Source organism: Nonomuraea sp. SBT364 (assembly GCF_001083785.1).
Lineage (GTDB): Bacteria > Actinomycetota > Actinomycetes > Streptosporangiales > Streptosporangiaceae > Nonomuraea.
In genome coordinates this window covers 61831-85232 of sequence record NZ_LAVL01000007.1, presented here as the reverse complement: position 1 = coordinate 85232, position 23402 = coordinate 61831, and the positions used below count along the sequence as shown (strand labels likewise).

The 23402-nt window shown below is 70.5% G+C and carries 24 protein-coding genes; 16 read left to right on the top strand and 8 right to left on the bottom strand.

Features of this window, described 5'->3' with window-relative positions; all coding sequences use genetic code 11:
* Positions 1 to 205: 205 nt before the first annotated feature.
* Together ADY59_RS05815 and ADY59_RS05810 are read left to right on the top strand one after the other, a co-directional pair.
* Positions 206 to 577: an anti-sigma factor antagonist gene (locus tag ADY59_RS05815; protein WP_049558619.1), complete on the top strand. Its 372-nt coding sequence runs from the start codon at positions 206 to 208 to the stop codon at positions 575 to 577.
* 67 nt (positions 578 to 644) lie between these two features.
* The gene (locus tag ADY59_RS05810) at positions 645 to 1874 is read left to right on the top strand and encodes a cation:proton antiporter (RefSeq protein WP_082309887.1); all 1230 of its coding nucleotides are present in this window, start codon (positions 645 to 647) and stop codon (positions 1872 to 1874) included.
* A gap of 93 nt (positions 1875 to 1967) precedes the next feature.
* On the opposite strand, the gene ADY59_RS49650 is transcribed toward ADY59_RS05810, so the two are convergent.
* The 3 genes from ADY59_RS49650 to ADY59_RS05800 all read right to left on the bottom strand — a co-directional run bounded on the left by ADY59_RS49650 (position 1968) and on the right by ADY59_RS05800 (position 4160).
* Positions 1968 to 2447: a hypothetical protein gene (locus ADY59_RS49650; RefSeq protein WP_156325320.1), complete on the bottom strand. Its 480-nt coding sequence runs from the start codon at positions 2445 to 2447 to the stop codon at positions 1968 to 1970.
* A gap of 225 nt (positions 2448 to 2672) precedes the next feature.
* Positions 2673 to 3665 (bottom strand): hypothetical protein, encoded by a 993-nt coding sequence (locus ADY59_RS05805; protein WP_156325319.1) that lies wholly within the window; start codon positions 3663 to 3665, stop codon positions 2673 to 2675.
* A gap of 72 nt (positions 3666 to 3737) precedes the next feature.
* Positions 3738 to 4160, bottom strand: a complete 423-nt coding sequence (locus ADY59_RS05800; protein ID WP_156325318.1) for a hypothetical protein — start codon at positions 4158 to 4160, stop codon at positions 3738 to 3740.
* Positions 4161 to 4742: 582 nt separating this feature from the next.
* Between ADY59_RS05800 and ADY59_RS05795 the strand changes: the two genes are divergently transcribed.
* The 7 genes from ADY59_RS05795 (at position 4743) to ADY59_RS05770 (ending at position 10537) form a co-directional block, all read left to right on the top strand.
* Complete coding sequence (locus ADY59_RS05795; RefSeq protein WP_049558614.1) at positions 4743 to 4973, top strand: hypothetical protein; 231 nt, start codon at positions 4743 to 4745, stop codon at positions 4971 to 4973.
* A gap of 210 nt (positions 4974 to 5183) precedes the next feature.
* Positions 5184 to 6668 carry a dihydrolipoyl dehydrogenase family protein gene (locus ADY59_RS05790; protein WP_082309886.1) on the top strand — a complete coding sequence of 495 codons (1485 nt, stop codon included), beginning with the start codon at positions 5184 to 5186 and terminating at the stop codon, positions 6666 to 6668.
* 235 nt (positions 6669 to 6903) lie between these two features.
* Complete coding sequence (locus ADY59_RS05785) at positions 6904 to 8094, top strand: low temperature requirement protein A (protein ID WP_049558611.1); 1191 nt, start codon at positions 6904 to 6906, stop codon at positions 8092 to 8094.
* Between the two features lie 399 nt (positions 8095 to 8493).
* The gene (locus ADY59_RS51090; RefSeq protein ID WP_053174471.1) at positions 8494 to 9000 is read left to right on the top strand and encodes an FAD-binding protein; all 507 of its coding nucleotides are present in this window, start codon (positions 8494 to 8496) and stop codon (positions 8998 to 9000) included.
* Positions 8997 to 9242, top strand: coding sequence for a hypothetical protein (locus ADY59_RS51085; RefSeq protein ID WP_197093456.1), 246 nt, complete (start codon positions 8997 to 8999; stop codon positions 9240 to 9242). The genes ADY59_RS51090 and ADY59_RS51085 overlap by 4 nt, the downstream gene beginning before the upstream one ends.
* A 27-nt stretch (positions 9243 to 9269) precedes the next feature.
* Entirely contained in the window at positions 9270 to 10064 is a 795-nt protein-coding gene (locus tag ADY59_RS05775) for a universal stress protein (RefSeq protein WP_049558609.1), read from the top strand.
* 11 nt (positions 10065 to 10075) lie between these two features.
* Positions 10076 to 10537, top strand: coding sequence for an Ohr family peroxiredoxin (locus tag ADY59_RS05770; RefSeq protein WP_197093455.1), 462 nt, complete (start codon positions 10076 to 10078; stop codon positions 10535 to 10537).
* 60 nt (positions 10538 to 10597) lie between these two features.
* On the opposite strand, the gene ADY59_RS05765 is transcribed toward ADY59_RS05770, so the two are convergent.
* Both ADY59_RS05765 and ADY59_RS05760 read right to left on the bottom strand, forming a co-directional pair.
* Entirely contained in the window at positions 10598 to 10864 is a 267-nt protein-coding gene (locus tag ADY59_RS05765) for a WhiB family transcriptional regulator (protein ID WP_049558712.1), read from the bottom strand.
* 74 nt (positions 10865 to 10938) lie between these two features.
* Positions 10939 to 11757, bottom strand: a complete 819-nt coding sequence (locus ADY59_RS05760) for an alpha/beta fold hydrolase (protein ID WP_049558605.1) — start codon at positions 11755 to 11757, stop codon at positions 10939 to 10941.
* A gap of 268 nt (positions 11758 to 12025) precedes the next feature.
* On the opposite strand from ADY59_RS05760, the gene ADY59_RS05755 reads away from it, so the two are divergent.
* The 3 genes from ADY59_RS05755 to ADY59_RS05750 are packed head-to-tail and all read left to right on the top strand — an operon-like array spanning position 12026 to position 13223.
* Complete coding sequence (locus tag ADY59_RS05755) at positions 12026 to 12661, top strand: sigma-70 family RNA polymerase sigma factor (protein ID WP_053174468.1); 636 nt, start codon at positions 12026 to 12028, stop codon at positions 12659 to 12661.
* Positions 12661 to 12846 (top strand): SDR family NAD(P)-dependent oxidoreductase, encoded by a 186-nt coding sequence (locus ADY59_RS53250; RefSeq protein ID WP_197093454.1) that lies wholly within the window; start codon positions 12661 to 12663, stop codon positions 12844 to 12846. The genes ADY59_RS05755 and ADY59_RS53250 overlap by 1 nt, the downstream gene beginning before the upstream one ends.
* Positions 12807 to 13223 carry an SDR family NAD(P)-dependent oxidoreductase gene (locus ADY59_RS05750; RefSeq protein WP_197093453.1) on the top strand — a complete coding sequence of 139 codons (417 nt, stop codon included), beginning with the start codon at positions 12807 to 12809 and terminating at the stop codon, positions 13221 to 13223. The genes ADY59_RS53250 and ADY59_RS05750 overlap by 40 nt, the downstream gene beginning before the upstream one ends.
* 12 nt (positions 13224 to 13235) lie before the next feature.
* On the opposite strand, the gene ADY59_RS05745 is transcribed toward ADY59_RS05750, so the two are convergent.
* Together ADY59_RS05745 and ADY59_RS05740 are read right to left on the bottom strand one after the other, a co-directional pair.
* Positions 13236 to 14060, bottom strand: a complete 825-nt coding sequence (locus tag ADY59_RS05745) for an alpha/beta fold hydrolase (RefSeq protein WP_049558602.1) — start codon at positions 14058 to 14060, stop codon at positions 13236 to 13238.
* 34 nt (positions 14061 to 14094) lie between these two features.
* On the bottom strand, positions 14095 to 16851 hold the full coding sequence (locus tag ADY59_RS05740) for a helix-turn-helix transcriptional regulator (protein WP_049558599.1): 2757 nt from the start codon (positions 16849 to 16851) through the stop codon (positions 14095 to 14097).
* A 237-nt stretch (positions 16852 to 17088) separates the two neighbouring features.
* Here ADY59_RS05740 and ADY59_RS48420 point away from each other — a divergent pair, with 237 nt between their 5' ends.
* From ADY59_RS48420 to ADY59_RS05720, 4 genes are all read left to right on the top strand, one after another.
* Positions 17089 to 18126 carry an XRE family transcriptional regulator gene (locus ADY59_RS48420; protein ID WP_049558597.1) on the top strand — a complete coding sequence of 346 codons (1038 nt, stop codon included), beginning with the start codon at positions 17089 to 17091 and terminating at the stop codon, positions 18124 to 18126.
* Between the two features lie 48 nt (positions 18127 to 18174).
* The gene (locus ADY59_RS48415; RefSeq protein WP_049558595.1) at positions 18175 to 19338 is read left to right on the top strand and encodes a tetratricopeptide repeat protein; all 1164 of its coding nucleotides are present in this window, start codon (positions 18175 to 18177) and stop codon (positions 19336 to 19338) included.
* A 99-nt stretch (positions 19339 to 19437) separates the two neighbouring features.
* On the top strand, positions 19438 to 20211 hold the full coding sequence (locus ADY59_RS05725; protein ID WP_049558594.1) for an SDR family NAD(P)-dependent oxidoreductase: 774 nt from the start codon (positions 19438 to 19440) through the stop codon (positions 20209 to 20211).
* 44 nt (positions 20212 to 20255) lie between these two features.
* Positions 20256 to 23057, top strand: a complete 2802-nt coding sequence (locus ADY59_RS05720) for a helix-turn-helix transcriptional regulator (RefSeq protein WP_049558593.1) — start codon at positions 20256 to 20258, stop codon at positions 23055 to 23057.
* On the opposite strand, the gene ADY59_RS05715 is transcribed toward ADY59_RS05720, so the two are convergent.
* Positions 23047 to 23358 carry a UBP-type zinc finger domain-containing protein gene (locus tag ADY59_RS05715; RefSeq protein ID WP_049558591.1) on the bottom strand — a complete coding sequence of 104 codons (312 nt, stop codon included), beginning with the start codon at positions 23356 to 23358 and terminating at the stop codon, positions 23047 to 23049. The genes ADY59_RS05720 and ADY59_RS05715 overlap by 11 nt on opposite strands.
* Between the last annotated feature and the right edge of the window lie 44 nt (positions 23359 to 23402).

The following is a 23402-nucleotide window of genomic DNA, read 5'->3' as shown; positions in this document are numbered from 1 at the left end:
GCGTCCTTGATAGGTTCCTTGCAGGTGTGCCGGGAAGCCTGGTCGGCAAGTGATGTCGTCGACCAGTGAATGAGGCCCCGTCATGCGCACTGCTCCTACCATTGCCCGCGATCATCCGGGGAAGCCCTGTGCCGGAGGCCGACCTGGCTTGCGCGTGCCGCACCCGCGGCGGCGGTGCCTGACGTGAACATCCGGAGGAGACGGGATGACCGACGACGCATTCACCCTGAGTACAGCCGAAGAGCACGGCGTCATCGTCGTCCGGCCCGTGGGGGAACTGGCCTGGAAGAGCGTCGCCGCATGGCGATCATGGCTCGAAGCACACCTGGCGGCCGATACGCCGTTGCCCGTACTGGTCGATCTGGCGAAGCTGGCCTTCATCGATTCCTCCGGAATCTCCGCTCTCGTCGGAGCCTTCCAACAGGCGCAGCGGCAAGGCACGGCGATGGCCTTCGCAGCGCCCAGCCCGGTGGTCGCACGATGGCTGCTGATTACCGGGCTGCACGCTTATCTACCGATTTTCGACACCGTGGAAGCGGCGCTGCCCGCCGTCCTCCCACCGCCTGCGCACAGCTGAGCCGCGGCCTCGCCTCGGGCGGCTGGAAGCGGTCAGCAGTACGGACCACCCCCCGGAAGAGGACACGATGATCACCCTGCTCACCGCTTTCGCGGGCCTGCTGCTGCTCGCGGTGCTGTTGTCGAGCCTGGCGCACCGGACGATCCTGTCGACGGCCGCGTTGTTCCTGGTGGCCGGGTTCGTCCTGGGTGATGGCGTGCTGGGCGTGCTCTCGCTGCGCCCGGACGACGAGCTGGTCGGGACGCTGGCGGAGCTGGCGCTGTTCGCGGTGCTGTTCACCGACGGCATGCGGGTGGGCTGGGCCGAGCTGCGCAGCGCGTGGCGGCTGCCGGGCCGGGCGCTGGGCTGGGGGCTGCCGCTCACTCTGGTGATCACGGCACTCGGCGCGCACTACCTGATCGGCCTGGGCTGGATCGAGTCGCTGCTGGTCGGCGCGATCCTGGCGCCGACAGACCCGGTGTTCGCCGCCGCGCTGGTCGGCAACGAGAAGGTGCCGCCCCGGCTGCGGCAGTTGCTGAACGTGGAATCCGGCGTCAACGACGGGCTCGCACTGCCCTTCGTCATGGTCTTCCTCGCCATCGCCGCCGGATCGAGCGACCTGCATCTCGGCGAGCTGGGGCTGGAGCTCGGCCTGGGCATCGTGATCGGGGTGGCGGTGCCGTGGCTGGCCATCAAGCTGGAACAGACACGCTGGTTCTCCGCCTCCACCCAGTACGAACCGCTCAACGCGCTGGCGATCGGACTGCTGGTGCTGGCCCTGGGGAAGGCCACCCACGGCAACCTGTTCCTGGCCGCGTTCGCCGCCGGCATCACGGTGGCCACCTTCGGCGAGCGGCAGCGCGCCTCGTTCGAGCACTTCGGCGAGCTCATCGCCGAGCTGTTCAAGCTGGGTGCGCTGCTGGTGTTCGGCGTCCTGATCACCCCGGCGCTGCTCGGCTCGGTCGGCTGGCAGGGCTGGGTGTTCGCGATCCTGGCGCTGGTGCTGGCCCGCCCGGCGGCCATCTGGCTGTCCTTCCTCGGATCGGGGCTGTCGGTGCGCGAGCAGGCCGCGGTCGCCTGGTTCGGGCCCAAGGGCTTCGCCTCCGTGGTGTACGCGCTCATCGTGCTCAGCTCCGGCATCGCCGCCTCCCAGCAGGTCTTCCAGCTGGTCGCCGTCACCATCGTGGCCTCGATCCTGCTGCACTCCTCCACCGACATCGTGGTCGCGCGGGGCTTCGACGACGAGCGCGACGTCCCGGCCTGGTTCGGCAGGGTGCGCCGGGCCCGTAGGTCACCGCAGGCGACCAGCGGGGACTGAAGCGGTGGTGCGCTCAGAGGAGGCGAGACAGCGCCAGATCCCACGCCGACGGTGTGACGGTGGACAGGCCGGGCGAAGGAGCACGGCCGGTCATCACGCCGTACCCGCCTCCCTCTCCTCGAGCTCACCTGTCCGATGGCGGATCTCGGGGAACTGCCGGTCTCGGTGGTCCTGAATGCGTTCGGAGTGGCTGAACCATCGCCGGGTAGACGGCATCATCAGCAGCGTCAGTACGATGATCGGTACGGAAATCCCGCCCATGGCGGTCCCATCATTCTCGAGCAGGGCGACTGTCACGGTTGGTGCGACGCTGACAGTTTCGAAGGCTACCGTGCTACGCCATATCCATTTTCTTCGTGTCGGCCATTTGATCGCAAGATAGATGGCGGACGCCCCCACCGCGAATCCCGTGAGTGAAATCACAATAATGAGCCAGCGAGCCCACTCGACTGCTTCGGGCCCTGGAGTCACGATGAGGCCGGCGAACCCCAGGAGGAGGCCGCCAGCGATGGCCAGCCCGCCCTGGGCGTGCAGCAGGATTTGTATTGTTCGAGCAGGGGCAGGCGCGGGCATGTTTCCTATTATGTTGCCCCTGCGGATGAGGTCGCAGCTCCTGATCGAAAGGCTGAGGGGCCGCAGGGCGAGAGCGTAACTTCGACGGGCAATCCCGGAAATAGATGGCTCCCGGGTGATCTGCAGTCGATGGGTGGCGCAAATGAGGTAACCGTTGGTATAGGTGTACCGGGGGCGCTTCGCGGGACGACCATCGACGTGGCCACGAGTTTCGCGCGCGACCGCCTAATGGGCCAGCCAGCGCAGCTTTCCTTCGGTGGTCAGGAGGGCCAGCTCACCGTCCGCGGTATAGGCGGCCGAGGCGGTGCCCGAGTGTCTGGCCACCGTACGGCCGGCCGGGTCGATCACCTCGGCCGCACCGCCGTACGTGATCACGAAGGTTGTGCCGGACGGATGGGCACGGATCTGCGCCTCGTCGGCTATCTCGCGTGACCACGTCTGCTTGCCGAGGGAGTCGACGCCGCTGATGCCGGTGAACCGCCTGCCGCCTTCGTCGCGCCAGTGGGCGTACACGACGAGGCCCTGCGTCCCGGCGGCGCATCCAGCGACGACCGGGAGGCTCGTGATGATCGGTACCGGCTTGCCCGAGCCGGTCAGCACATAGGCGCGCTCGCCCTTGACCACCGAGATGGCGCCCGATGCGCAGAGCGACCTGACCGGTTCGTCGAACGTGTTGCCGGCCACCTTGCGCCAACCCCGCCGGTCGTGCCGGAACCACAGCGCCTGCTTGCCTGAGGTCGCGACCGCGGTGGTCCTGGACGCGTCCTCCGCCCAGGAAAAGGCGCCGTTCAGTGGGATGCGCACGTCCTTGCCCGAGGGCCGGATCAGGCGCAGGCTGCCCGTTTCCGAGCCGTCGCTCTCGACGATCACGGCGTCCGAGGCATCGCGTGCTGTCAGCACTCGCCTGATCCGGGCGTCAGATCGCGCGAACACGCCCGATAGGGAACGCGGCTCGGGGTCCGGTGCCTCCGCTGAGCCGGAGAACACCGGGTTGGGACAGCGTGCCTGGCAGATCACGTCGGCGCCCCCGGCGTACGCGGCGGGGTCTCGCCAGAGCTCCCTGCCCGACCGGTCCAGACCGTAGAACGCCTCGGCCCGGTTGTCGGCCACCACGACACCCTCCGCGGACACGGCCACGATCGCCGGCGGCCGCGCGTCGGGCTCCGGCTGAGCGGTCGCGGCGCTGCAGCCGGTCACGAACACCAGCAGGGCGAGCACGGCTCGGGACATCACAGATTCCGCTCCTGGGAGAGTGTGCCGCGCCGCCCGCGGCACACCCGTCACGTGGCGTCAGGCCTTACCGGTGGTGGCGGTGCACTTCGGGTCGACGCCGCCGACATCGAAGACGAACTTGGCGTCGACGTGCCACCTCTTCTTGTAATCCACCTGCCGCCAGGTCTTCTGCTTGTGCCAGCCCGGCTTGACGTTGTCTCCGGAATTCCACTCCCACAGCGTCTTGTCGGGCCGATCGGCCAGGGACTCGCGGATCCTCAGCCTCACGTTGCTCTTCTTGCCAAGGGCCCTGTTGTTCTCGGTGCCCAGCCAGTACTTGATCTCGTCGACGACGTCGGCGTAGCCGTTCGGCGTGTAGAAGACCCTGACCTGCCCCTTGTAGTCGTCCCACTCCACGCAGCTGTCATTGAGCTCCCGCTGCCCCGAGGCGGAGGTCGCCGAGGCCGAGGCGCCGGCCGTGGGCATGATCGACAAAGCCACCCCCAGAGCTCCGAAGATCGCGGTCTTCCGAAGTATGCCTGTCACTCGCATGACGCCCTTTCGTCTGGGGTGATTCGGTACGGACGAACGGCCACTTTAGGGATGGGCGGTATGTCGGTGGTATGTCCGCCATGCGTGACCCGGCACCCTCGCCGCATACCGGCACTGCCTGCCCCTGGCACGTAAGAAGCATCGAGAACATCCGCGCCAAGTGTTCGCGAGAGCTGTAACACTGGCCGGGGCACGCGGCCGGCGTTGCAGCGCTCCGCCGGTCCAAGGGGCAGCAGGGACATGTCGCCATCAGCGAGTCTGTGATCACCGTCGCGTCAGAGACGCCGGCCTCCGCTAGTTCATGCGCGACGCGGCGGCGTCCGGTCTCGGCGTAGGCGTCGAGTTGCGGCATCTCTGCTGCGCCCCTGCCCGGACTTCGTGCGCGAGGGGTCGCACACCCACGTCCGCCGCGTGTTCGCTAAGTCCAGCAGCCCTGGGTGATCCCGGCATTCGCACTATCGGTACGTGTCTGTCACATTTTCGTCGCCCCATCCGGTCGTTGGTATGGAGTGCAACCGAGCATGGTGCGGGGTGACGATGAAGGTCGGCTCACTGGCCAGGGCGCTGGGCGATGGTGTCGGCGGTCTCACGAACAGGGCCACGCGCATGGCCTTCGCTGGCCACTGGACGTTTCTCCTGGGGAAGATCGCCCAGTGCGCAGACATGTCCGAACAGCCGTTGGACGGAGCCGTCGCCCTCACCGGCGCCAGCAGCGGTATCGCCCCGAGGGACGCCGCCCGCCTGGCAGATCGCCGGGATTGAAGCGCTGCGGCCGGCGGACATCACGGACGCGATCGGCTACATCGTCACACGGGAGCGACGGGCCGCCGTCGACGAGATGCTGACCCGTGCCGGCGACCCAACATGGTAGCCGCGCATACCCGAGCGCGATCTCGAAGGCCGATGCCGGCGCGGCCATGAACACCCGGCAGCGGCGCACGCCCCCTATCGAAACGAGCAGGAGACAAACAGATGAGCAGCGACTACGACGTCATCGTGATCGGTGGCGGATCGCCTGGAGAGCATTGTGTCGGCGCCCTGGCCGACGGAGGGTTGCGCGTCGCGCTCGTGGAACGGGAACTGGTCGGCGGGGAATGCTCCTACTGGGCCTGCATCCCGTCCAAGACGCTGTTGCGTCCGGGCGAGGCGGTCCACGGAGCGCGGGAGGCGGCCGCCACCGCCGAGGTCGACGCCGAGCGAGCCCTGGCCTGGCGGGACTTCATGGTGTCCGACTACTCCGACGCGGGCCAGCAGCGGTGGCTGGCCGCCAAGGGCATCGATCTGCTGCGTGGCACCGGCCGGCTCGCCGGGCCGGGTGTCGTGGAGGTGAACGGTGCTCGCCACACCGCCGAGCACATCGTCATCGCCACCGGCGCGTCACCGATCATTCCACCCGTCCCGGGCCTGCGGGAACTGCCGGGCGTCTGGACCAGTCGTGAGGCGACCGGCATGAAGGCGGTGCCGCAGCGGCTTCTCGTACTTGGCGGCGGTGCCGTAGGTGTGGAGATGGCCCAGGCGGTACGGCGTCTGGGCGGCGAGGTGGTCCTGACCGCGCGGAGCCGGCATGTCCTGCCGCGCGAGCCCGCATCACTGGGCGAGGCGCTCGGCGAGGTCCTCCGCCGCGACGGGGTCGAGATCGTGCTCGGCCCGCAGGTCACCGGTGCCCGGCACGACGGCGAGGACTACGTCCTCACGCTCGACGACGGTCAAGAGTTGCGCGGCGACAAGCTGCTCGTCGCCGCCGGGCGGCGCCCACGCGTGCACGACATCGGCCTGGAGACGGTCGGCGTAAGCGCCGACGGCCATGGCATCCCGGTCGATCGGCGGCTGCGCGCCGCCGAGAAGCTTTGGGTCGTCGGCGACGCCACCGGCATTTGGATGCTGACCCACGTCGGCAAATACCAGGGCGAGGTCGTCGCGGACAACATTCTCGGCACACACCGCGAGGCGGACTACACGGCTGTGCCCCGCGTCGTCTACACCGACCCGCAGGCCGCATCGGTCGGCGACGTCGAGGCACGGTTCAGCGCCACCGTTCCTCTCTCCGAGGTGGCGAAGACCGCCACGTACACCCGAGCCTTCGAGGAATCCAACGGATTCCTCGCGCTGTTCAGCGACGGCCGTGTGCTCACCGGTGCCTACGCTCTTGGCCCCGAGGCGGGCGAGTGGCTACAGCAGGCGACCGTTGCGATCCGCGCCCGGATCCCGCTGGAAGTGCTGCGCGACACCATCCAACCGTTCCCCACCTTCTCGGAAATCTACGTTGCCGCGCTCAAGGGCCTGCACGACAAGATCGCAGAGGCCGGGCTACCAGCCCGGCAGCGGCATCGTTCACCGGTCACAGCTGTGAACCTGAGGGTGTGGCGTTCTTCGCCTTCCCACAGCATCGCCGACAGGGCCACGGTGGTGACGATGTCGCTCAGGCGGTCGGCCGGGGCGGGGTGGGGTCACCGCTGAACGGCCGGGTGGAGGTGGCAGGGCCTGAGCAGATACGCCGCCCGTTCGGCCGGCTCTCCTCGAGCGATCCGGCCGATGAGAGCAGCTTCCTGCACGAGGCCACCGCCTGAGCCCTTGCTCGTATCTCTTGTCACAGAACGGAGCGCTGTCCTGTCTTGCTAGCGAGACAGATTCACGGAGCGACAGGAGGGCGACCTTGCCACCAGCTAACACCGCCATCCGCATCAGGGTCAGGATGAGCGCTCGCCCCGTTGACGAGCCGCACCGCGCTGCGAGCCAGCTGGAGCTCCTGTTCGACCTCACGTTCGTGGTCGCGGTCGCCGCCGTCACCGCGCGGTTCGCGCACGACCTCGCGGACGGTCATGGCCTGGCCGGGCTGCTCCCGTTCCTGCAGGTGTTCTTCGCGATCTGGTGGGCGTGGATGAACTTCACCTGGTTCGCCTCGTCCTACGACACCGACGACGTCGCCTATCGGCTGCTGACCATGCTGCAGATGGCCGGGGTGCTGGTGCTGGCCGCCGGCGTGCCCGCCGCGGCCGGCGAGGCTGATTTCGGCATCGTCACGCTGGGCTACCTCATCATGAGGGCGGGGCTCGTCGTCCAATGGCTGCGGGCCGCAGTCGAGGATCGGGCGAGCCGGCGCACCGCGCTGCGCTACGCCGGCGGCATCGCGGTCCTGCAACTGGCGTGGATCCTCCGGTTCTTCCTGGTGGAGAAGGGCGGGCTGCCCGCTTCGTCAGGGCTGCCGATCTTCGTCTGCTTGGTTGTCCTGGAGCTCGCCGTGCCGCGGTGGGCGGAACGGGTGCGGCCCACCACGTGGCACCCGCACCACATCGCCGAGCGCTATGGCCTGTTCACGATCATCTTGCTCGGTGAAAGCGTGCTGGCGGCGAGCAGGGGAGTGGAAGGGGCGCTCGGAGCCGGCGGGATCAGCGGCACCCTCGTCGTCATCGCCGGCTCCGGCCTCGTTCTGCTGTTCGCGCTGTGGTGGCTGTACTTCCTGGTGCAGGCGGGTGAGGGGCTCAGCGATCGCCGCCATCGGTCGTACCTGTGGGGATACGGCCACTACGGCGTCTTCGCCGCCCTGGCCGCCCTCGGCGCCGGACTCGAAGTGGCGGTGGAACAGAGCGGGCAGGAGGTCGTGGCATCGCCCGTGGCGCTCGGCTACGCGGTCGCCATCCCGGTCTGCGCATATCTCGTCCTGCTGCAGGTGACGCACGCGCTGGTCCTCGCGAGGCCCGTCATCCCGCCCAGGGCGGTTGTGGGCTGCGTCGTCGTCCTGGCGCTGCCGCTCGCGACGCCCTGGATCGGTGTGGCCGGCGTGGTCGCGGTGATCTCGGCGAGCTGCGTTCTGCTGGTCGCCGTCGCGATCTGGCCGACGGCCATCGCGGCCAGGACGGCGGCACGCCATGCCGGTCCTGGGTGACCGAGGACACCGGGCGTGTCACACCTCGCCGTGCCGTTCTGTCTTGTTCATGAGGGCCTTCTTCGAACGGGTCAAGGAGCGCCATGCATTCCACGGAGCATCGGATTGCCACGTCCGTCCTGGTCATCGGCACGGGAGGAGCCGGCCTGCGAGCCGCCATCGAGTTCGACACCGTGTACATCACGCGCATCCTCACCCGGGACAACGCGGTCTTCGGCGCGTACGGGTTCGACCTGACCGATGGCAGCCGCTACGTCATCCATGCCGACGCGGTGATCCTCGCCGCCGGAGGCCACACCCGGATCTGGCGGCGTACCTCCTCCCGGAGAGACGAGAACACCGAAGACTCCTTTCCGTCTCGCCGTACTCGCTGGTTGCCGCATCCGGGACCCCGAACTGGTGCAGTTTCCCCCCTCCGGCCTGATCGCACCCGAGAACGCGGCCGGCACCCTGTACACGGAGATCAAACAGGGCCGGGGAACCGCCAACGGCGGCGTCTGGCTGGACGTGTCGCACCTGCCGCACGTCTACCAGACGCTTCTGGAACTGCAGATGCTCGACATCACCAAGGAGCCGATCGAGATCGCGCCGACCGCCCACTACTCGATGGGCGGGGTCTGGGTGCGGCCCGAGGACCACGGCACGGGCGTCGATGGCCTGTACGCGATCGGGGAGGCGGCCAGCGGCCTGCACGGCGCCAACCGCCTGGGCGGCAACTCCCTCATCGAACTGCTCGTTCTCGGCCGGATCGTGGGACAGGCAGCGGCCGGCTACTCCGCGGGGCTGGATGCGCAGCGCCGCTCGGCCGAGGCGGTCGGCGACGCACGTTCGGAGGTGGACGGACTTCTCGCCGCCGACGGCCCGGAGAACGTGCGGGCGCTACAGCGAGCCTCCGCGACCTCATGACGGAACACGCCGGAGTGGTGCGTGACGAGGACGGCCGCGCGACGATCGAGGCCGCGCTCGAACGCCGCGAGACCCGTGGCTGCCACAACCGCTCCGACTATCCGGAGCCCGACCCCGAGCTGCAGGTCAACCTTGTGTGGTCCGGTCCCGGATCGGTACGGCGGGAGACCCTCCCTCCGATTCCGGCCGAGATCGCCGCGCTCATGCGCGAGGTCTCGGCCACGGGAAAGCTCGTCGAATAACCGGCGGCAAACGAGATAGGAACATCGATGAGCGCTGTAGTCGTAGGTGTGGACGACTCCGAGAACGGCCTGCGGGCCGTGGAGTGGGCCGCCGCCGAGGCAGAACGCCGGAGTCGGCCGCTGGAGATCCTCCATGCCTTCGTCTGGCCGCTGCTCGGGGTGCCTCTCGGCCCTGCGCCGGGAGGCCCGCCTGAGGGCGGTCTCCGGCACGACGCCGAACGCATCCTGAACACGGCCGTGACGCGTGCGCGTGTGGTCGCGCCCGGTATCGAGGTGACCACCGGTCTGCCTGAGGCCGTGCCGGTCAACGCGCTGCTGAGCCGGTCCCGTCAGGCGGGGCTGCTCGTTGTGGGCAGTCACGGCCTCGGCGAGGTCGGAAGCCTGCTGCTGAGCTCGGTCGGTGCCAGGCTCAGGGCTGAGGCCGCCTGCCCGGTCGTGGTCGTGCGCGGGCATGTCACGCCGAAGGGGCCCGTCGTGGTGGGTGTCGCCGACCATGACGAGAGCGAGGCGCTGCTCGCGTTCGCCTTCGCTCATGCCTCGCGGACCACGAATGCCCTGACGCTGGCGCATGCCGGCGGCGGGCCGGCCGTGCCCGAACACGACCTGGGGACGTGGCGTGAGCGCTTCCCGTCGGTCACGGTCGGCCAGGAGAGGCTGACCGGCCGCCCGGGCAAGGCGCTGGCGCGCCCCGCTTCCGGGGCGTCCCTGCTCGTGGTCGGCTCGCACCAGCGTCATGGGCTCCGCGCACTTCTGCAGGGTTCGGTCAGCCAGGCGGTCCTGAGCCACGCCACCTGCCCTGTGGCGGTCATCCGGGTCTTTTGAAGGAAACACCGGTGAACAGCAAACAGCACGAGGCGTTCAAGCCGCTCTACACCACGCGCGTCGCCGTGGCCGGTGGCGGCTTCGCTCACGGCCGGGCCTCCGGCCAAGCTCGCTCCACCGACGGCATGCTCTCCTTGGAACTGCGGCTTCCCGAAGAGATGGGCGGTGACAACCCGGGTCCGAACCCGGAGCAGCTCTTCGCCGCCGGATACGCCGCCTGCTTCCACGGTGCCCTCAGCATGCCGGCCCGGCGGCACCTCCTCGACCCCGAACACATCACGGTGGAGGCGACCGTCGCCTTCGGCCGTGATCCCGCTGACGGCGGTCATGAACTGCACGCCGATCTCGTCGTGTCCTGGCCCGGAGTCGAGAGCGAGCAGGCAGCCCCGCTGCTCGCTCAGGCGACGGCGCTGTGCCCGTACGCGAAGATGACCAAACAGGGCATCCCCGCCACCATCAGCCTTGCCTCTTAGGGCACCCCCGGCACGACAATGTGGCGCCGTCCGGAAACGGACGGCGCCACATGCAGGAGGTCAGCCGGTCTTCTTGAGCCGCCTGGAGCGCATGCGGCGACGCTCGTCCGGTGTGGTGCCGCCCCACATGCCTTCCGGCTCACCGGTCTCGACAGCCCAGGTCAGGCAGGGTACGCGCACCGGGCAGCTCATGCAGATCCGCCGGGCCATGGCGGTGTGCGGGGCGGGCCTGCCGTCCCAGGTGAGCGGGAAGAACAGGTCGGGATCGCTGTTCCGGCAGGCCCCGCGGTCGGCCCAGCGGAGTGTCAGCCTCGGTTCGATGTCCATGGTCGCCACCTGTGTGCTCGACGCCGGAGGGCCGCCGCGCCCGTGACGACGGGCGGGCCGGCCCTCTCCGGCTGTTAACGGGTACGGCGGTCGGCTTCGACGATGACGTCGGTGATGGCGGACGGGTGGCTCAGCGACATGGCGTGCGAGGACTTCACCTCGATGGTGCGAGCCTTGGCCCGCGCGGCCATCCACCGCTGACCTGCGGGCGCGATGGCCTTGTCCTCGCCGCTGACGATGACCCAGCTGGGGATCTTCTTCCAGGCCGGGGCGCCCGAGACGCCGGTGTAGGCGCCCACGCCGAAGGGACGCTGGGCCACTGCCATCCGTCGGGCCGTGTCGGCGGGCAGGTCGGCGGCGAACACCTCGGGGAAGCTGGCCTGCTTGATGTACAGGTCGACGCCTTCGCCCGCCGCGTCGGTGTACGGGCGCTGGTCGAGCGTGGCCGGGCCGAGCAGGCTGCCGGGAAACTTCTCGGGGTCCAGCACGGTCTCTGTGCTCTCGCCCTTGTCCGGCAGGAACGCCGCGACGTACACCAGGGCCTTCACATTGCCGGCGTCGCGGGCGGCGTTGGTGATCACGACGCCGCCGTAGGAGTGGCCGACCAGGATCACCTTGCCGGGAATGCTCTTGAGGATGCTCGCGATGTAGGCGGCGTCCCCTGACAGGGTGCGCAGCGGGTTGGGGGCCGCTACGACCGGGTAGCCGCGCCGCTGCAGTTGGGCGGTGACCCTGTCCCAGCTGCTTGCGTCGGCGAAGGCGCCGTGGACCAGCACCACCGTGGGCCGGGTGCCCTCGGCGGTGCCGGCCATGGCGGGAGCGGTGGACAGCGTGACGGCGGCCAGGCCGAGAGCGGCGGCGGCGCTCTGCCAGACGGACGGTCGATGACGCATGACGAGACCTTTCGTTAAGGGATGAATCACGGCCGGTGAGGGTGCCGGGTGCGCCGGCGACCTCCTCTGTCGGTGCGTGCTCCACGGTTTCAGCGCGGTGGCCGGCACACATCGCACGAAGACTTGAGATCGCACCGCCCCTCGCGGCGCGCGGCCGGCATCGTCGCCTGGCGTTCCGCCCGGATGTCAAGCATCCGTGCGATGTCGTCCGGCCTCGTCGGGCGTTTGCTGGGCTCCGACTGATGCAGGCCCTCAGCTGGAGAGACGAATGATCCCCATCGGCCCTTTCACGGAGAACGTCAACCGCGAAGCTGCGTTCATCACCACACGACCGCGGCTCTTCGCGATCGCCTACCGCTATCTCGGGGACGCGGGTGAGGCCGAGGACGTGGTGCAGGAGACATGGCTGCGGTGGGAACGCGCCGACCGCTCGGCCATCGTCAACGCGCCCGCGTTCCTCGCGAAGACCACCGTCAGGCTCTCTCTCAACGTCGTCCAGTCCGCGCGCATGCGTCGTGAGACGTTCCCCGGCCCCTGGCTGGCCGAAAGGAACGACGACAGCGCCGGTCCTGATTCGGCGGCCGAGCAGCATGAGGCCGTAGACCTCGCGGTCCGGGTGCTGCTGGAGAAGCTGTCGCCCGCCGAGCGGGCCGCCTACCTCCTGCGCAAGGCTTTCGACTACCCCTACCGGCGCATCTCCGAGGTCCTTCACCTGGACGCGGCGTATGCGCGGCAGCTCGTACGGCGAGCCCGCGAACGCATCGAGACCGGGCGACGCAGGCCGGTGGACATCACCGAGTATCAGCGCCTCGTGCAGGTGTTTCTCGATGCGACGCGGACCGGCGACCTGGCTGAGCTGGAAGTGTTTCTCGCCGCCGACATCACCATGAGAAGGAGTGCGTGATGAGCGACACGTTGGAGGGGAGAGTCGTCCTCATCACCGGCGCGTCGTCGGGCATAGGCGAGGCCACTGCTCTGGCCCTTGCGGCCGAGGGAGCCAAGGTGGTCGTCGGAGCCCGCCGCGTCGCCCGGCTGGACACGCTGTGGACATGGCGGCCAGCGAGATGCCGGCGCTGGGGCTGGACGTGACCGACCAAGCATCGGCGCGGGCCGCGGTCGCGAAGACCGTCGAGCACTTCGGCGCCCTGGACATCCTGGTGAACAACGCGGGAGTCATGCTCGCCGGTCCGATCGAGGGCGCGGACACTGCGGAGTGGGTACGCATGGTCGAGACCAACCTGCTCGGGTCGATGTTCGTGGTCCATGCGGCGCTGCCTTACCTGCTGGAACGCAGGGGCACGGTCGTGCAGGTCTCCTCGACCTCGGGCCGGATGGCGTCGGCGGGCGACGCGGTCTACTCCGCGACGAAGTTCGGTGTCACCGCCTTCGCCGAGCCGCTGCGGCAGGAGCCGGAACACGTCGCGATCAACAAGATCCTCGTCCGGCCGACCGACCAGACTCGGTAAGCGCCCGCCGCGTCAGCTGCCGGCAAGGAACTGGAGCAGCGTGCGGTTGAAGCGCAGGGGGTGCGTGGCCTGGCAGCCGTGCGGCGCGTCCTGGATCACCTCCACGTCAGCGGAGCCGATCCGCGCGCCGGTGGCCGCGAACGGGGTGATCTCGTCGTGCTCGCCGTGGATGATCAGCGTCGGCACCGGAAGGGCGAGTTCGGCGCGCAGATCGCTGCGCGCCAGCGTTGCCAGCCCGGCGTCGAGCGCCTGCGGGGACGCGACGGCTCCCTGGTCGCGGTAGTGGCCGCGGTGGAGGTCGCTCAGCAGTACGCGGTCGCCGGCCCGGAACATCCGGGTCACGTAGTAGTCGAGCATGGTGAACCTGTCGGTGCCCAGCCGCGCCCTGAGATGGTCGAAATGCTCGTGGGTCCAGGGGCCCTGTGGGTTGCCGTAGGAGCGATACAGGTACGGCAGCGCGGCCCCCACCAGGACGGTCCCCGCGATCCCCGCCGGGCCGTACCGGGTGAGATAGCGTGCGATTTCCGCTGCGCCCATCCCCGCTCCCACCAGCGTCGCGTCGCTCAGCTCCAACCTCTCAAGCACCGCACGGAGATCGCCGGCCAGGGTGTCGTAGTCGTAGCCGCCCCAGGGACGGGTGGAGTCGCCGAATCCCCGGCGGTCGTAGGTGATCACGCGATACCCGGCCTCCACCAGCGCGGCCAGTTGTGCCGCCCACATATGTCTGGACAGCGGCCAGTCATGGAGCAGGACCACGGGACGACCGTCACCGTAGTCCTCGAAGCAGAGCTCGACCGGGGTATGGCCGTGGTCGACGCCGACAGGCAGGTAGGCCATGAAGTTGCCGCTTCCTTTCCGTTGAGGTACCGGGTCAGCCGTCGTGTTCCATGACCAGCCGGGTCAATTCCACGCGCGAATTGACGTCCAGCTTGGTGTAGGCATGACGGAGGTGGGTGTTGACGGTGTGCGGCGACAGGAACAGCCGCTCTGCGACCTGCCGGTTCGTGGCGCCCTGGGCCACGTGCCTGACCACCTGCAATTCGGCGGCGGTCAGCCCGTCCCAGCCGCGCGCGGCGCCGGACTTGCGGCCGCGCCGGCGTATCCCGGCCTCGCGCAGCCGCCGCCGCACCCGGGCCGCGTCCCGCAACGCTCCGGCTTGCTCGTACAGCTCCGACGCCGTTTTCAGGCGGGCGACGGCGGCCCGCCGGTCCGTGGCCGCCAGGGTACGGCCGGCGTCTTCCAGCGCCGACGCGCGGACGATCGGCCGGGGGAAGCCGGCGAACCGTTCCGCGGCACGTGAGAGCAGGGCCGCGTCGTCGTCGAGCAGTCCGCGGGCGTGTTCCGCGACAGCGGTCAGGAACGGGAATTCGGGGTTGCGCCCGGCCCGGTCCTCGGCCTCGCGCACCATGCGCGCGGCCGCCTCGCGGTCACCGGCGCGCAGGGCCATGCGGACGAACACCACGTCGTCGGCCGCGTCCAGCGGTGTCGCCCCGGTCGCGCCGTCCGGGCCCAGCGCGACCGCCGCCGCGGCGTGGGCCATGGCGCGTGCCGGGTCCTCGTCGCAATCGGCCACCAGAGCGAGCATCCAGGAGCCTGCCCTGGTGATGAAGGGAGCCTCGTCACCTGTCATGCGCAGGCCGTCGGCGGCCAGCTGGGCGATGCCGAGACGATCACCCGCGTACAGGGCCGAACGGCCCAGGGCGTAGCGGGCTGTCACGTCGGCGGTGTTCCCCGGCGCGCCCTCCTCGGTCAGGGCGGCTTCCGCCTCGGCACAGGCGCCGGCCAGCCGGCCGGCGTCGAGCAGCATACGGACGCGGTACAGCGACCACATGCGCGCTGCGGCGACCTGTCCGTGCGCCCGCGCTCTTCCCAGGGCGAGGTCGATCTCCTCGAGTCCGCGCAGGGGCTCGCCCGCCGAGCTCCACAGGAAGCTCTGCCAGGACGGCCCGGGGATCCAGGGCGAGTGCAGGATGCCCGCGTCGGTCGCCAGTCGTACCGCCTCGTCCTGCCGGTCGAAGGCATGCCGCCAGTCCGTGCGGTGGAACGAGAGCGTGGCCTCCACCGCCATCGCGGTGGCCTCGATGGCGCGATTGCCGCAGAAGCAGCCGGCGAGCAGCGCCGCCTCGGCGGCGCGACCGGTCTCCTCCAGGTCGCCGGCCACGATGAGAGCGAGGGCCTGCAGGGTGAGCAGGTGCGCCAGGGTCGTCTCCGACAGCCCGGGCAGGGCCAGCGCAACACGGCACTGCCTGACTGCCTCGGCGAACGAGCGCTGGCTCGACAGCCTGGCCAGGCTGAGCCGTACCTGCGCCTCGCCTTCTGGTTCCAGCAGCCCGGCCAGGGCGTCGGCAGCCATCGCGCGGGCTTCGTCGTCGTGGCCGGTCAGCCACAGCAGGACGGCGGTCTCGGCGATCAGTGCCGGGCGGTCCGGGTGGTCGGCGGGGGCCAGTTCCAGGGCGCGGCCGCTCAGGGCGGCCGCGGCGGCAGGGGAGGTGGGCGCGAGGTCGGTGGCGGCCCGGCGTAGCAGCGAGACGGCCTCGTGGTCGCCCGGCTGGGCGACCTCCGCCAGGTCGGCCGCCACCTCCATGGCGGCTGCGCCGCGCCGCAGCCGCACATCGACGGCCTGTCGGCGGACGAGGTCCTTGAACGCGGCGGGCACGCTGTTCCGTACGGCCTCGCGGACCAGGTCGTTGCGCAGGGCGAGCCGGCCGTCGAGGTCGGTCAGCAGGTCGGCGCGCAGAGCCTCCTGCAGCGGGCCCATCAGGTCGACGGGCGAGCACCGCAGGAGTTCGGCCAGAACCTCGACGTCGGCGTCGCGGCCCAGCATGGCCACGAAGCGGACGCTGTCGCGGGCCAGCGGCGAGAGCCGTTCGAGGCGCTGCCGGATCGAGGAGCGGAAGCGCATGGGGATGCCCCCGGCCGCCGTGAGATGCGCCATCCCGTTCTGGATGGTGATGGCGCCTTCCTCGCGCATCCCGTTCAGCAACTCGACAAGAAGCAGCGGCCGGCCGTCGGCTTTCCTGGCGAGTTCGAGCAGCACGGGCTCGGCGACGGCCTGCAGGATGTCCTGGGCCAGCAGCGCCACAGCCTCCGTCGACAGCGGTCGCAGCACGATCCGCTCCGCAGGCCAGGCACGAGCCGTACCGGCCTGATGTTGTTCGCGGATGGCCAGCACCCACAGGATGGGCCGGCCGGACAGGCGTGCGGGCAGCGTGCGAAGGGCGCTGCGGGTGGCCGCGTCACACCACTGCAGATCGTCCATGAGTATCACCAGCGGAGCAGCCGACGCGGCTCTCTCCAGTTCGTGCTGCAGCTCCCGCAGCAGCCAGAAGCGCTGTTCCTCCGCCTCGCTGAGCGCCAGCAACCTTTCGCGCGCCACGAGCGGCGCCGGGCCGGCCAGCAGCGCGTCCAGCAGGGGAGCGAAAGGTACGGCATGGCCGTCCTGCGCGCCGGCGCCTGCCCTGACGCGCAGATTGCCGGCCGCGGCCAGATCGGCGACCTCCGCGAGCAGGCGTGACTTGCCCGCCCCCGGCGCTCCCTCGATCAGAACGGCCCCGCCGTGCCCTCGCCGCAGGTCGCGCAGCCGGTCACGCAGCACCGACAGCTCGGGCTCCCGGCCGCGCAGCGGCATCGTGGGGAAGGTGTCTGCGGCAGGGCGACGCTCAGAAGGGACCGAGAAGCCCGCTGCAGCCGCGTTGTTGAGGCTCATGTGCTCGTTCCGTTTCCGTGGAGTGGCGCTCGGCCAGAGGTGCCGTTTTCAGGCGGAGATCGTGTAGGACAATGGAATCAAACAGGGCGTTTGTGGGACGAGGCAGAACGACAGGCAGAAGTAGCCGATTCCGCCTTCTGCCGGGGAAAGGGAGCAGAGGTGAGCGACTCTTTCGGAGCGCTGCTGAGAGCCCACAGACTGGCCGCGGAGCTGACGATCGAGGGGCTCTCACACGCCTCGGGGGTGAGCGTGCGGGCCATCGGCGACATGGAACGCGGCGTCAGCCGAGGGCCTCAGGGCCGTACCGTCGCCGCGCTCGCCGAGGCGCTGCGACTGTCGCAGGCGGGTCGCGACGCGCTCCTCGCAGCCGCCCGCGTCGGTCGGCCGCGCGCCGCTCCCTCCACCGCCGGGATCTGCGAGCTGCCCCGCGGCGTTGGTGACTTCACCGGCCGTGAGCGCGAGCTGGGCGTGCTGCGCGACTTGGCCACCCGGCGCTCCCGCGCGGACGACGCCGCCGCGATCGCCACTATCTCGGGTACGGCGGGCATGGGCAAGACCGCGCTGGCCGTCCACGCCGCCGGGCAGTTGGCGGACCTGTTTCCCGACGGCCGGTTCTTCCTCGACCTGCGAGGTATGGACGCCGCCCCGCTGACCAGCTCGAACGGCCTGTCGCGGCTGCTCAGGGCGCTGGGAGTAGCCGAGCGCAGCATCCCGGCCGACGAGCAGGAACGCGCCGGCCACTACCGGGCGCTGCTGCGCGAGCGGCGCTGTCTCATCGTGCTGGACAACGCGGAGAGCGAGAGCCACGTACGGCCGCTGCTGCCGGGCGACGGGCCGAGCATGATTCTCATCACCAGCCGCCGTCCGCTGGCCGGGCTGGAGGGGGTGCACCAGATTCCGCTGGCCCAGCTCGCCGAGCCGGAGGCGGCCGCGCTGCTGCGTGCCATCGTCGGCGAGGCCCGCTCGGAGGCCGAGCCCGACGCCGTCGGCGAGCTCGCCCGGTTGTGCGGCCACCTGCCCTTGGCCATGCGCATCGCGGGCAACCGGCTGCAGAGCCGTCCGGGCTGGACGATCAGGCAGCTCACCGGTCGGCTCGGCGACGAGGACCACCGCCTGGACGCGCTGACCGCCGGGGACCTGCATGTCGCCGCCGCGTTCGCGCTGTCCTACGAGCAGCTGACCCCCATTGCCCGGTAGACCTTCCGGCGGCTCGCGCTGGCCGCCGGGTCCGATTTCGGCATCCCGATGACCGCCGTCCTGACCCAGCTCGACGACGCGGAGGACGCGCTGGAGGAATTGGTCGACCTGGGACTGCTCAGCTCGCCGTACGCCGGCCGCTACCGCTTCCACGACCTGGTCCGGCTGTATGCCCGTGCCCGGCTGGAGCAGGAGGAGCCGGCCGAGGAGCGGGAGGCGTCGCGCTCGCGGATGGAGCACTGGCTGCTGGAGGTGGCGGTGGTCGCCGCGCGCTGGTTCGAGCCCGAGTACGGCACGCCGCCGCCGGAGTGGCGTTCCCACGTCCCACTCGACAGCAGGACGCAGGCGCGCGTCTGGCTGCAGGCGGAAGGCGCGGCCTGGATGGAGGCGCTGCGCTCGGCGGCACGACGCGGTGAGCACGCGACAGTGATCGAGGTGGCCGGATCCATGAACCGGTTCCCGGACATGTGGCCCAAGTGGGGGCACTGGGTCGAGGTGTTCACGCTGTCCACCGCTGCGGCGCAGGCCATCGGCGACCGGCGGGAGGAGGCGGCGCAGATCAACCAGCTGTCCTGGGCGATGTACGTGTGTGAAGGCCGGATGAAGGACGCGGAGACCTGCGCCTCGCAGGCGCTGGAACTGGCCCGCGAGGTCGGCGACCTCGCCCAGCAGGGAGCGGCTCTGATCCACCTTGCCTGGGCTCTGCGCAGCGATCCGGCGAGACTGGAGCAGGAGCTCGACTACGCCCGCCGGGGTGCCGGCCTTGCCTTGCGGGGCGGCGATCTGGAGTACTACCCCCAGGCCGTGCTCACCGAGGTCCACGCCCTGCGGCGGGCCGGCCGCCCGGAGGCCGCCCTGGAGCGCAACCTCGCGCTGGTGGCCGAACTCCGTGACCCCGCCTTCGGCGGGTTCCCGATCATCACCACCTACATGCTCGGGGCCGCTCTGGGCCATCTCGGCACCACCTACCTGACGCTCCAGCGCTGGGAAGAGGCGGTCGAGGCCTACCGGCAGGCACTGCCGCAGCTGAGCGTCCACCCGCTGCCCTTCTCGGTGGCGCTCACCCAGCACAGGCTCGGCACCGCGCTGCGGTGCGCGGGCCGGCTCGTGGAGGCCCGCGAGGCGCTGGCGGAGGCGGCGCGGCTGTACGAGGAGGAGGGCGACGGCGACAAGGCCGCCGAGGTGCTCAAGGAGCTCGAAGCAGCCGAATGAAACATCGCATGTTCGTGCGATGTATCCCACCACCCAGGACTGACACCGTGGTCCACACCGCTTCCCGCCCGGGGAGGCGCCGACCTCGGGTGGACACGTATGGCCGTCTGGTTCGTCACGGGAGCCGCGCGCGGCATGGGGCAGCGCGTCGTCCGCGAAGCGCTCCGGAGAGGGCACCGGGTGGCCGCCGCTTCTGACCTGGCAGCGGACTTCGCCGGCGAACTCCTCCCTCTGGAACTGGATCCGTCGCGGCCGGAGGCGGCCGTCGCGCAGGCGATGAGCCGCTTCGGCCGTATCGACGTGCTCGTCCACGACCTGGCCACGATCCAACGCGCCCCGCTGAGGGAGACGGCGGACGCGCAGGTGCGGGCCGTGTTCGACGTCAACGTCTTCGGGATGCTCGCCGTGACCCGCGCCGTGCTGCCGGTGCTGACTTCGCAGCAGACCGGGCGGATCATCGTGGTCGGCTCGGCCGCCGGGTTCTCGGCCCAGGCCGGTTCGGGCCTGCACGGGGCCTCGATGGCAGCCGTCGAGGCGCTGTGCGAGGCGCTCCGCGCCGAACTGGCGGAGGACGGCGTCCGCGTGACCGTCGCCGAACTCGGCCGGTTCAACACCGTGCCTGCCGTCTTCGATCGTGAACCGCACCGGCCGGGGGATCCGCGCAAGGCGGCCTCCGCCATCGTCGATCTCCTGACCGTCGACGACCCGCCGCTTCGGCTGCAACTCGGCGCCGACGCCGTCGCCCACGTCGAGGCCAAGCTCGAACAGGTGGCCCAGGAGCTCGACCGCTGGCGGCCGGTCTCGCTCAGCACGGACATTGATCATGACGATCTGTCCGGGCAGAACGGGCACCGGTCATCGCCGGACACCTGACCGAGCGCGGCATCCGTCATTGACGTCACCGAACGGAGGGCAACGTGAACGCGCGTGATTCGAAGATCGGCGCCTCGGCCGAGTACGGACGGCACCGGCTGCGCGGACGGCAGTCCGAAGTCGCCGCCCTGCGTACCCACCTTGCCGCACTGACCAGCGGCCGGGGCACGACGACGCTCATCCAGGGCAGCCCCGGCATCGGCAAGACTCGCATGCTCACCGAGGCGCGGCAGATGGCCGAGGAGGCGGGGCTGCGCGTCATCCACGGCGGCGGCGACCCGGATGGGCAGACCATCCCTTTCGGCGCCCTGCTCGGGGCGCTGCACTCCGGCCCCGACCAGATCATCCCGGCCGGCACGGTCCAGGCGGCTCCGGGGACGTACTGGTTGCTGCAGGAACTTCACGAGCACCTGGAGCGCGCCGCGCTGGCCGAGCCGCTGGTGATCGCCATCGACGACCTGCAGTGGTGCGACGAGGGCACCCTGCTGGCCCTGCGCACCCTGCCGCACCGGCTGTCCTTGCACCCCATCGCCTGGATCCTCGCCGCGCGGACCGGGCCGCTCAGCCCCGACGTCCGCGCCACGATCTCCGCGCTGGCCCGGCCCGGAGGGCAGCACCTCACGCTCGCCCCCCTGGCGGGCAAGGCGGTCGCCGCGATGACCGGCGACTTGCTCGCGGCCACTCCCGACGGCGCCATCCTGCAGCTCGCACAGCGGGCCCAGGGCCGCCCGTTGCTGCTCACCGAGCTGATCAACGGCATGCTCGACGAGGGAGGGATCACCGTCGCCGACGGTGTCGCCCGGCTGACCCGGCAGCGCGTGCCCCTGCGGTTCCACGCCTCCGTCCAGCACCGCCTGGAGCAGGTCTCCCCACTGGCCAGGAAGGCCGCGCAGATCGCCTCGGTTCTGGGCAGAACGGTCTCCATCGACCAGCTCGCCGAGCTGATCGGAGAATCCGCCGTCACGCTGCTGGAACCGTTGGAGGAGCTCCTTTCGGCCGATCTCCTGGTCGAGCGCGACAGCACGCTGGTCTTCAGCCACGACCTGATCCGCGAGTCGATCCAGGCGGCCCTGCCCGCAACCCTGCGCAAGGCGCTCCGCCGCCAGGCCGTCGACCTGCGGCTCGCTCAGGGCGTCCCGGTCGCGCGGATCGCCGCTGACCTGGCTGAGACCGCCGAGCCCGGCGACCGCACCGCCATCACGCTGCTCCGCCAGGCCGTCCGTGACCTGGCGGTTGTCGCACCGTCGGCCGCCGTACAGATGAGCCGCCGCGCGATCGAGCTGTCCGCCCTGGACCCGCTCGGGCAGGCGGGCCTCATCGCCGAGGCCCTGCCGCTGTTCTCCCAGACGGGCCACGCGAGCGAAGCCGTCGCACTGGCCGAGAGCGCGCTGCTCCGGCCGCTGCCCGTCGAGGTCGAGGCGGGCATCAGGCTCGGCCTGGCGCTCGAGGCAAACCGGCGTTCCTTCAGCGAGGCCGTAGGGCACAGCCGGGCCGGAGTGGCCCTGCCGGGGCTCCCGCCCCGCACCCGTGCCCAGTTGATGGCCATGCTGGCCTTCAACCTCGCCTTCATGGACGCCGATGAGACTGCCGAGGCGGAAGACCTGATCCCAGCCGCGCTGGCCACCGCGAACCAGGCGGCCGATCAGGCGTCACGGGCCACGCTGCTGGGCGTGAGCTCGATCATCGCCAACCGCCGGCTCGACGCCCGCGGTGCTGTCGACCTCATCGACCAAGCGGTCGCCGCGGCTCGCGACGTCGACTCCGGAGGGCTGTGGCTGCCTGGCGTGTGGCGAGCCCTGCTGCTCACCACGCTGGGGCGGGTGGAAGAAGCGCTTGGCCAGGCGGACGACGGCGTACGCCGGGCACGGCATCACGGACAGGCCGGCATGCTGAGGATGCTCGGGATGGCGCGCTGCCGGATCTACCTGGACGCGGGGCGGCTCAGCGACGCGCGCGCCGAGGCCGAAGCGGTCCTGGCCATGTCCGACGAAGTCGGTCCTGGCAACTTCGACGACGTCTCGACCCGATACGTGCTCGGCCGCGTCGCCCTGCACACCGGCGACCCGCAGGACCTGGCGCGCGGCCGGGAGTTCGCCGCGTCCATCATGGGGGCCGAGGCCGGGCAGGTACGGCGGGCGGGAGCGTGGCTGGCCGCGCAGATCGCCGCCGCCGAGGGTGACCTCGCCCTGGCGATGGAGCTGACCGGCCACGCCGCGGCTTCCTACTATCGCCCGACCTCGCCGCTGGCCTCCCCGCCCGACCCGGCCGACGAGCCCGTCCTCGTCAGAATGGCGCTGAGGGCGGGGGACGATGCCCGCGCAGCCCTGGTCACCGAGTTCGCCGAGACTCGTCACCGCGAGAACCCCGGCATCCCGATCTACGCGGCCACGGCCCTGCACGCCCGCGCCCTTGTGGACGGCGACGTCGCTCTGCTGGCCGACGCCATAGAGCTGTACCAGGACATCCCCCGGCCGCTCGTGCTGGCGGGAGCTCTGGAGGACACGGGCACGATCGTCCATCTGGACACGGCCTTGCGGCTCTACGAGCAGGCGGACGCGGAGGGTGACGCCTCCCGCGTGCGCGATCGCCTCAGGAGCCTGGGGGAGCGACGATCACGCGAGGCCCCCAGCAGGCCCACCGCGGGCTGGGACAGCCTCACCGTCTCCGAACTGCAGATCGTCAAGCTGGTCGCGGGCAGCGCCACCAACAAGCAGGTCGCCGAGCGGCTCTTCCTGTCGCCGCACACCGTCAGCACCCACCTGTGGCACGCCTTCACCAAACTCGGGATCAGCTCACGGGTCGAACTCACCCGGATGGTCCTCGAACACGACTCCGTTACGCGGTGATCCGGCGGCCCCGCCGTACGGACCTGAGGTAGCGCCGGTCGGCGTAGCACCAGCCCCACCGGTCGCCGGGCTCCAGCGAGGCGGTCGCCGGGTGGGCGGTCGCGGCCCAGTGCGCGGCGGCGTGCCGGCCGGGAGAGGTGTCACAGCAGCCGACGTAGCCGCAGGTCAGGCACTCGCGCAGTTCCACCCATCGACCGCCCGACTGCCGGCAGTCCTCGCAGCCGTCGACGTAACCGGCGGGGACGGGCGGCTGCGTTCCGCGCACATGAAGGCAAGGGGCATCGAGGTACGTGATGTTCATGCCGTCGAATGTCCTCTCGCCGCAGCGCCGTACACATCGCACGA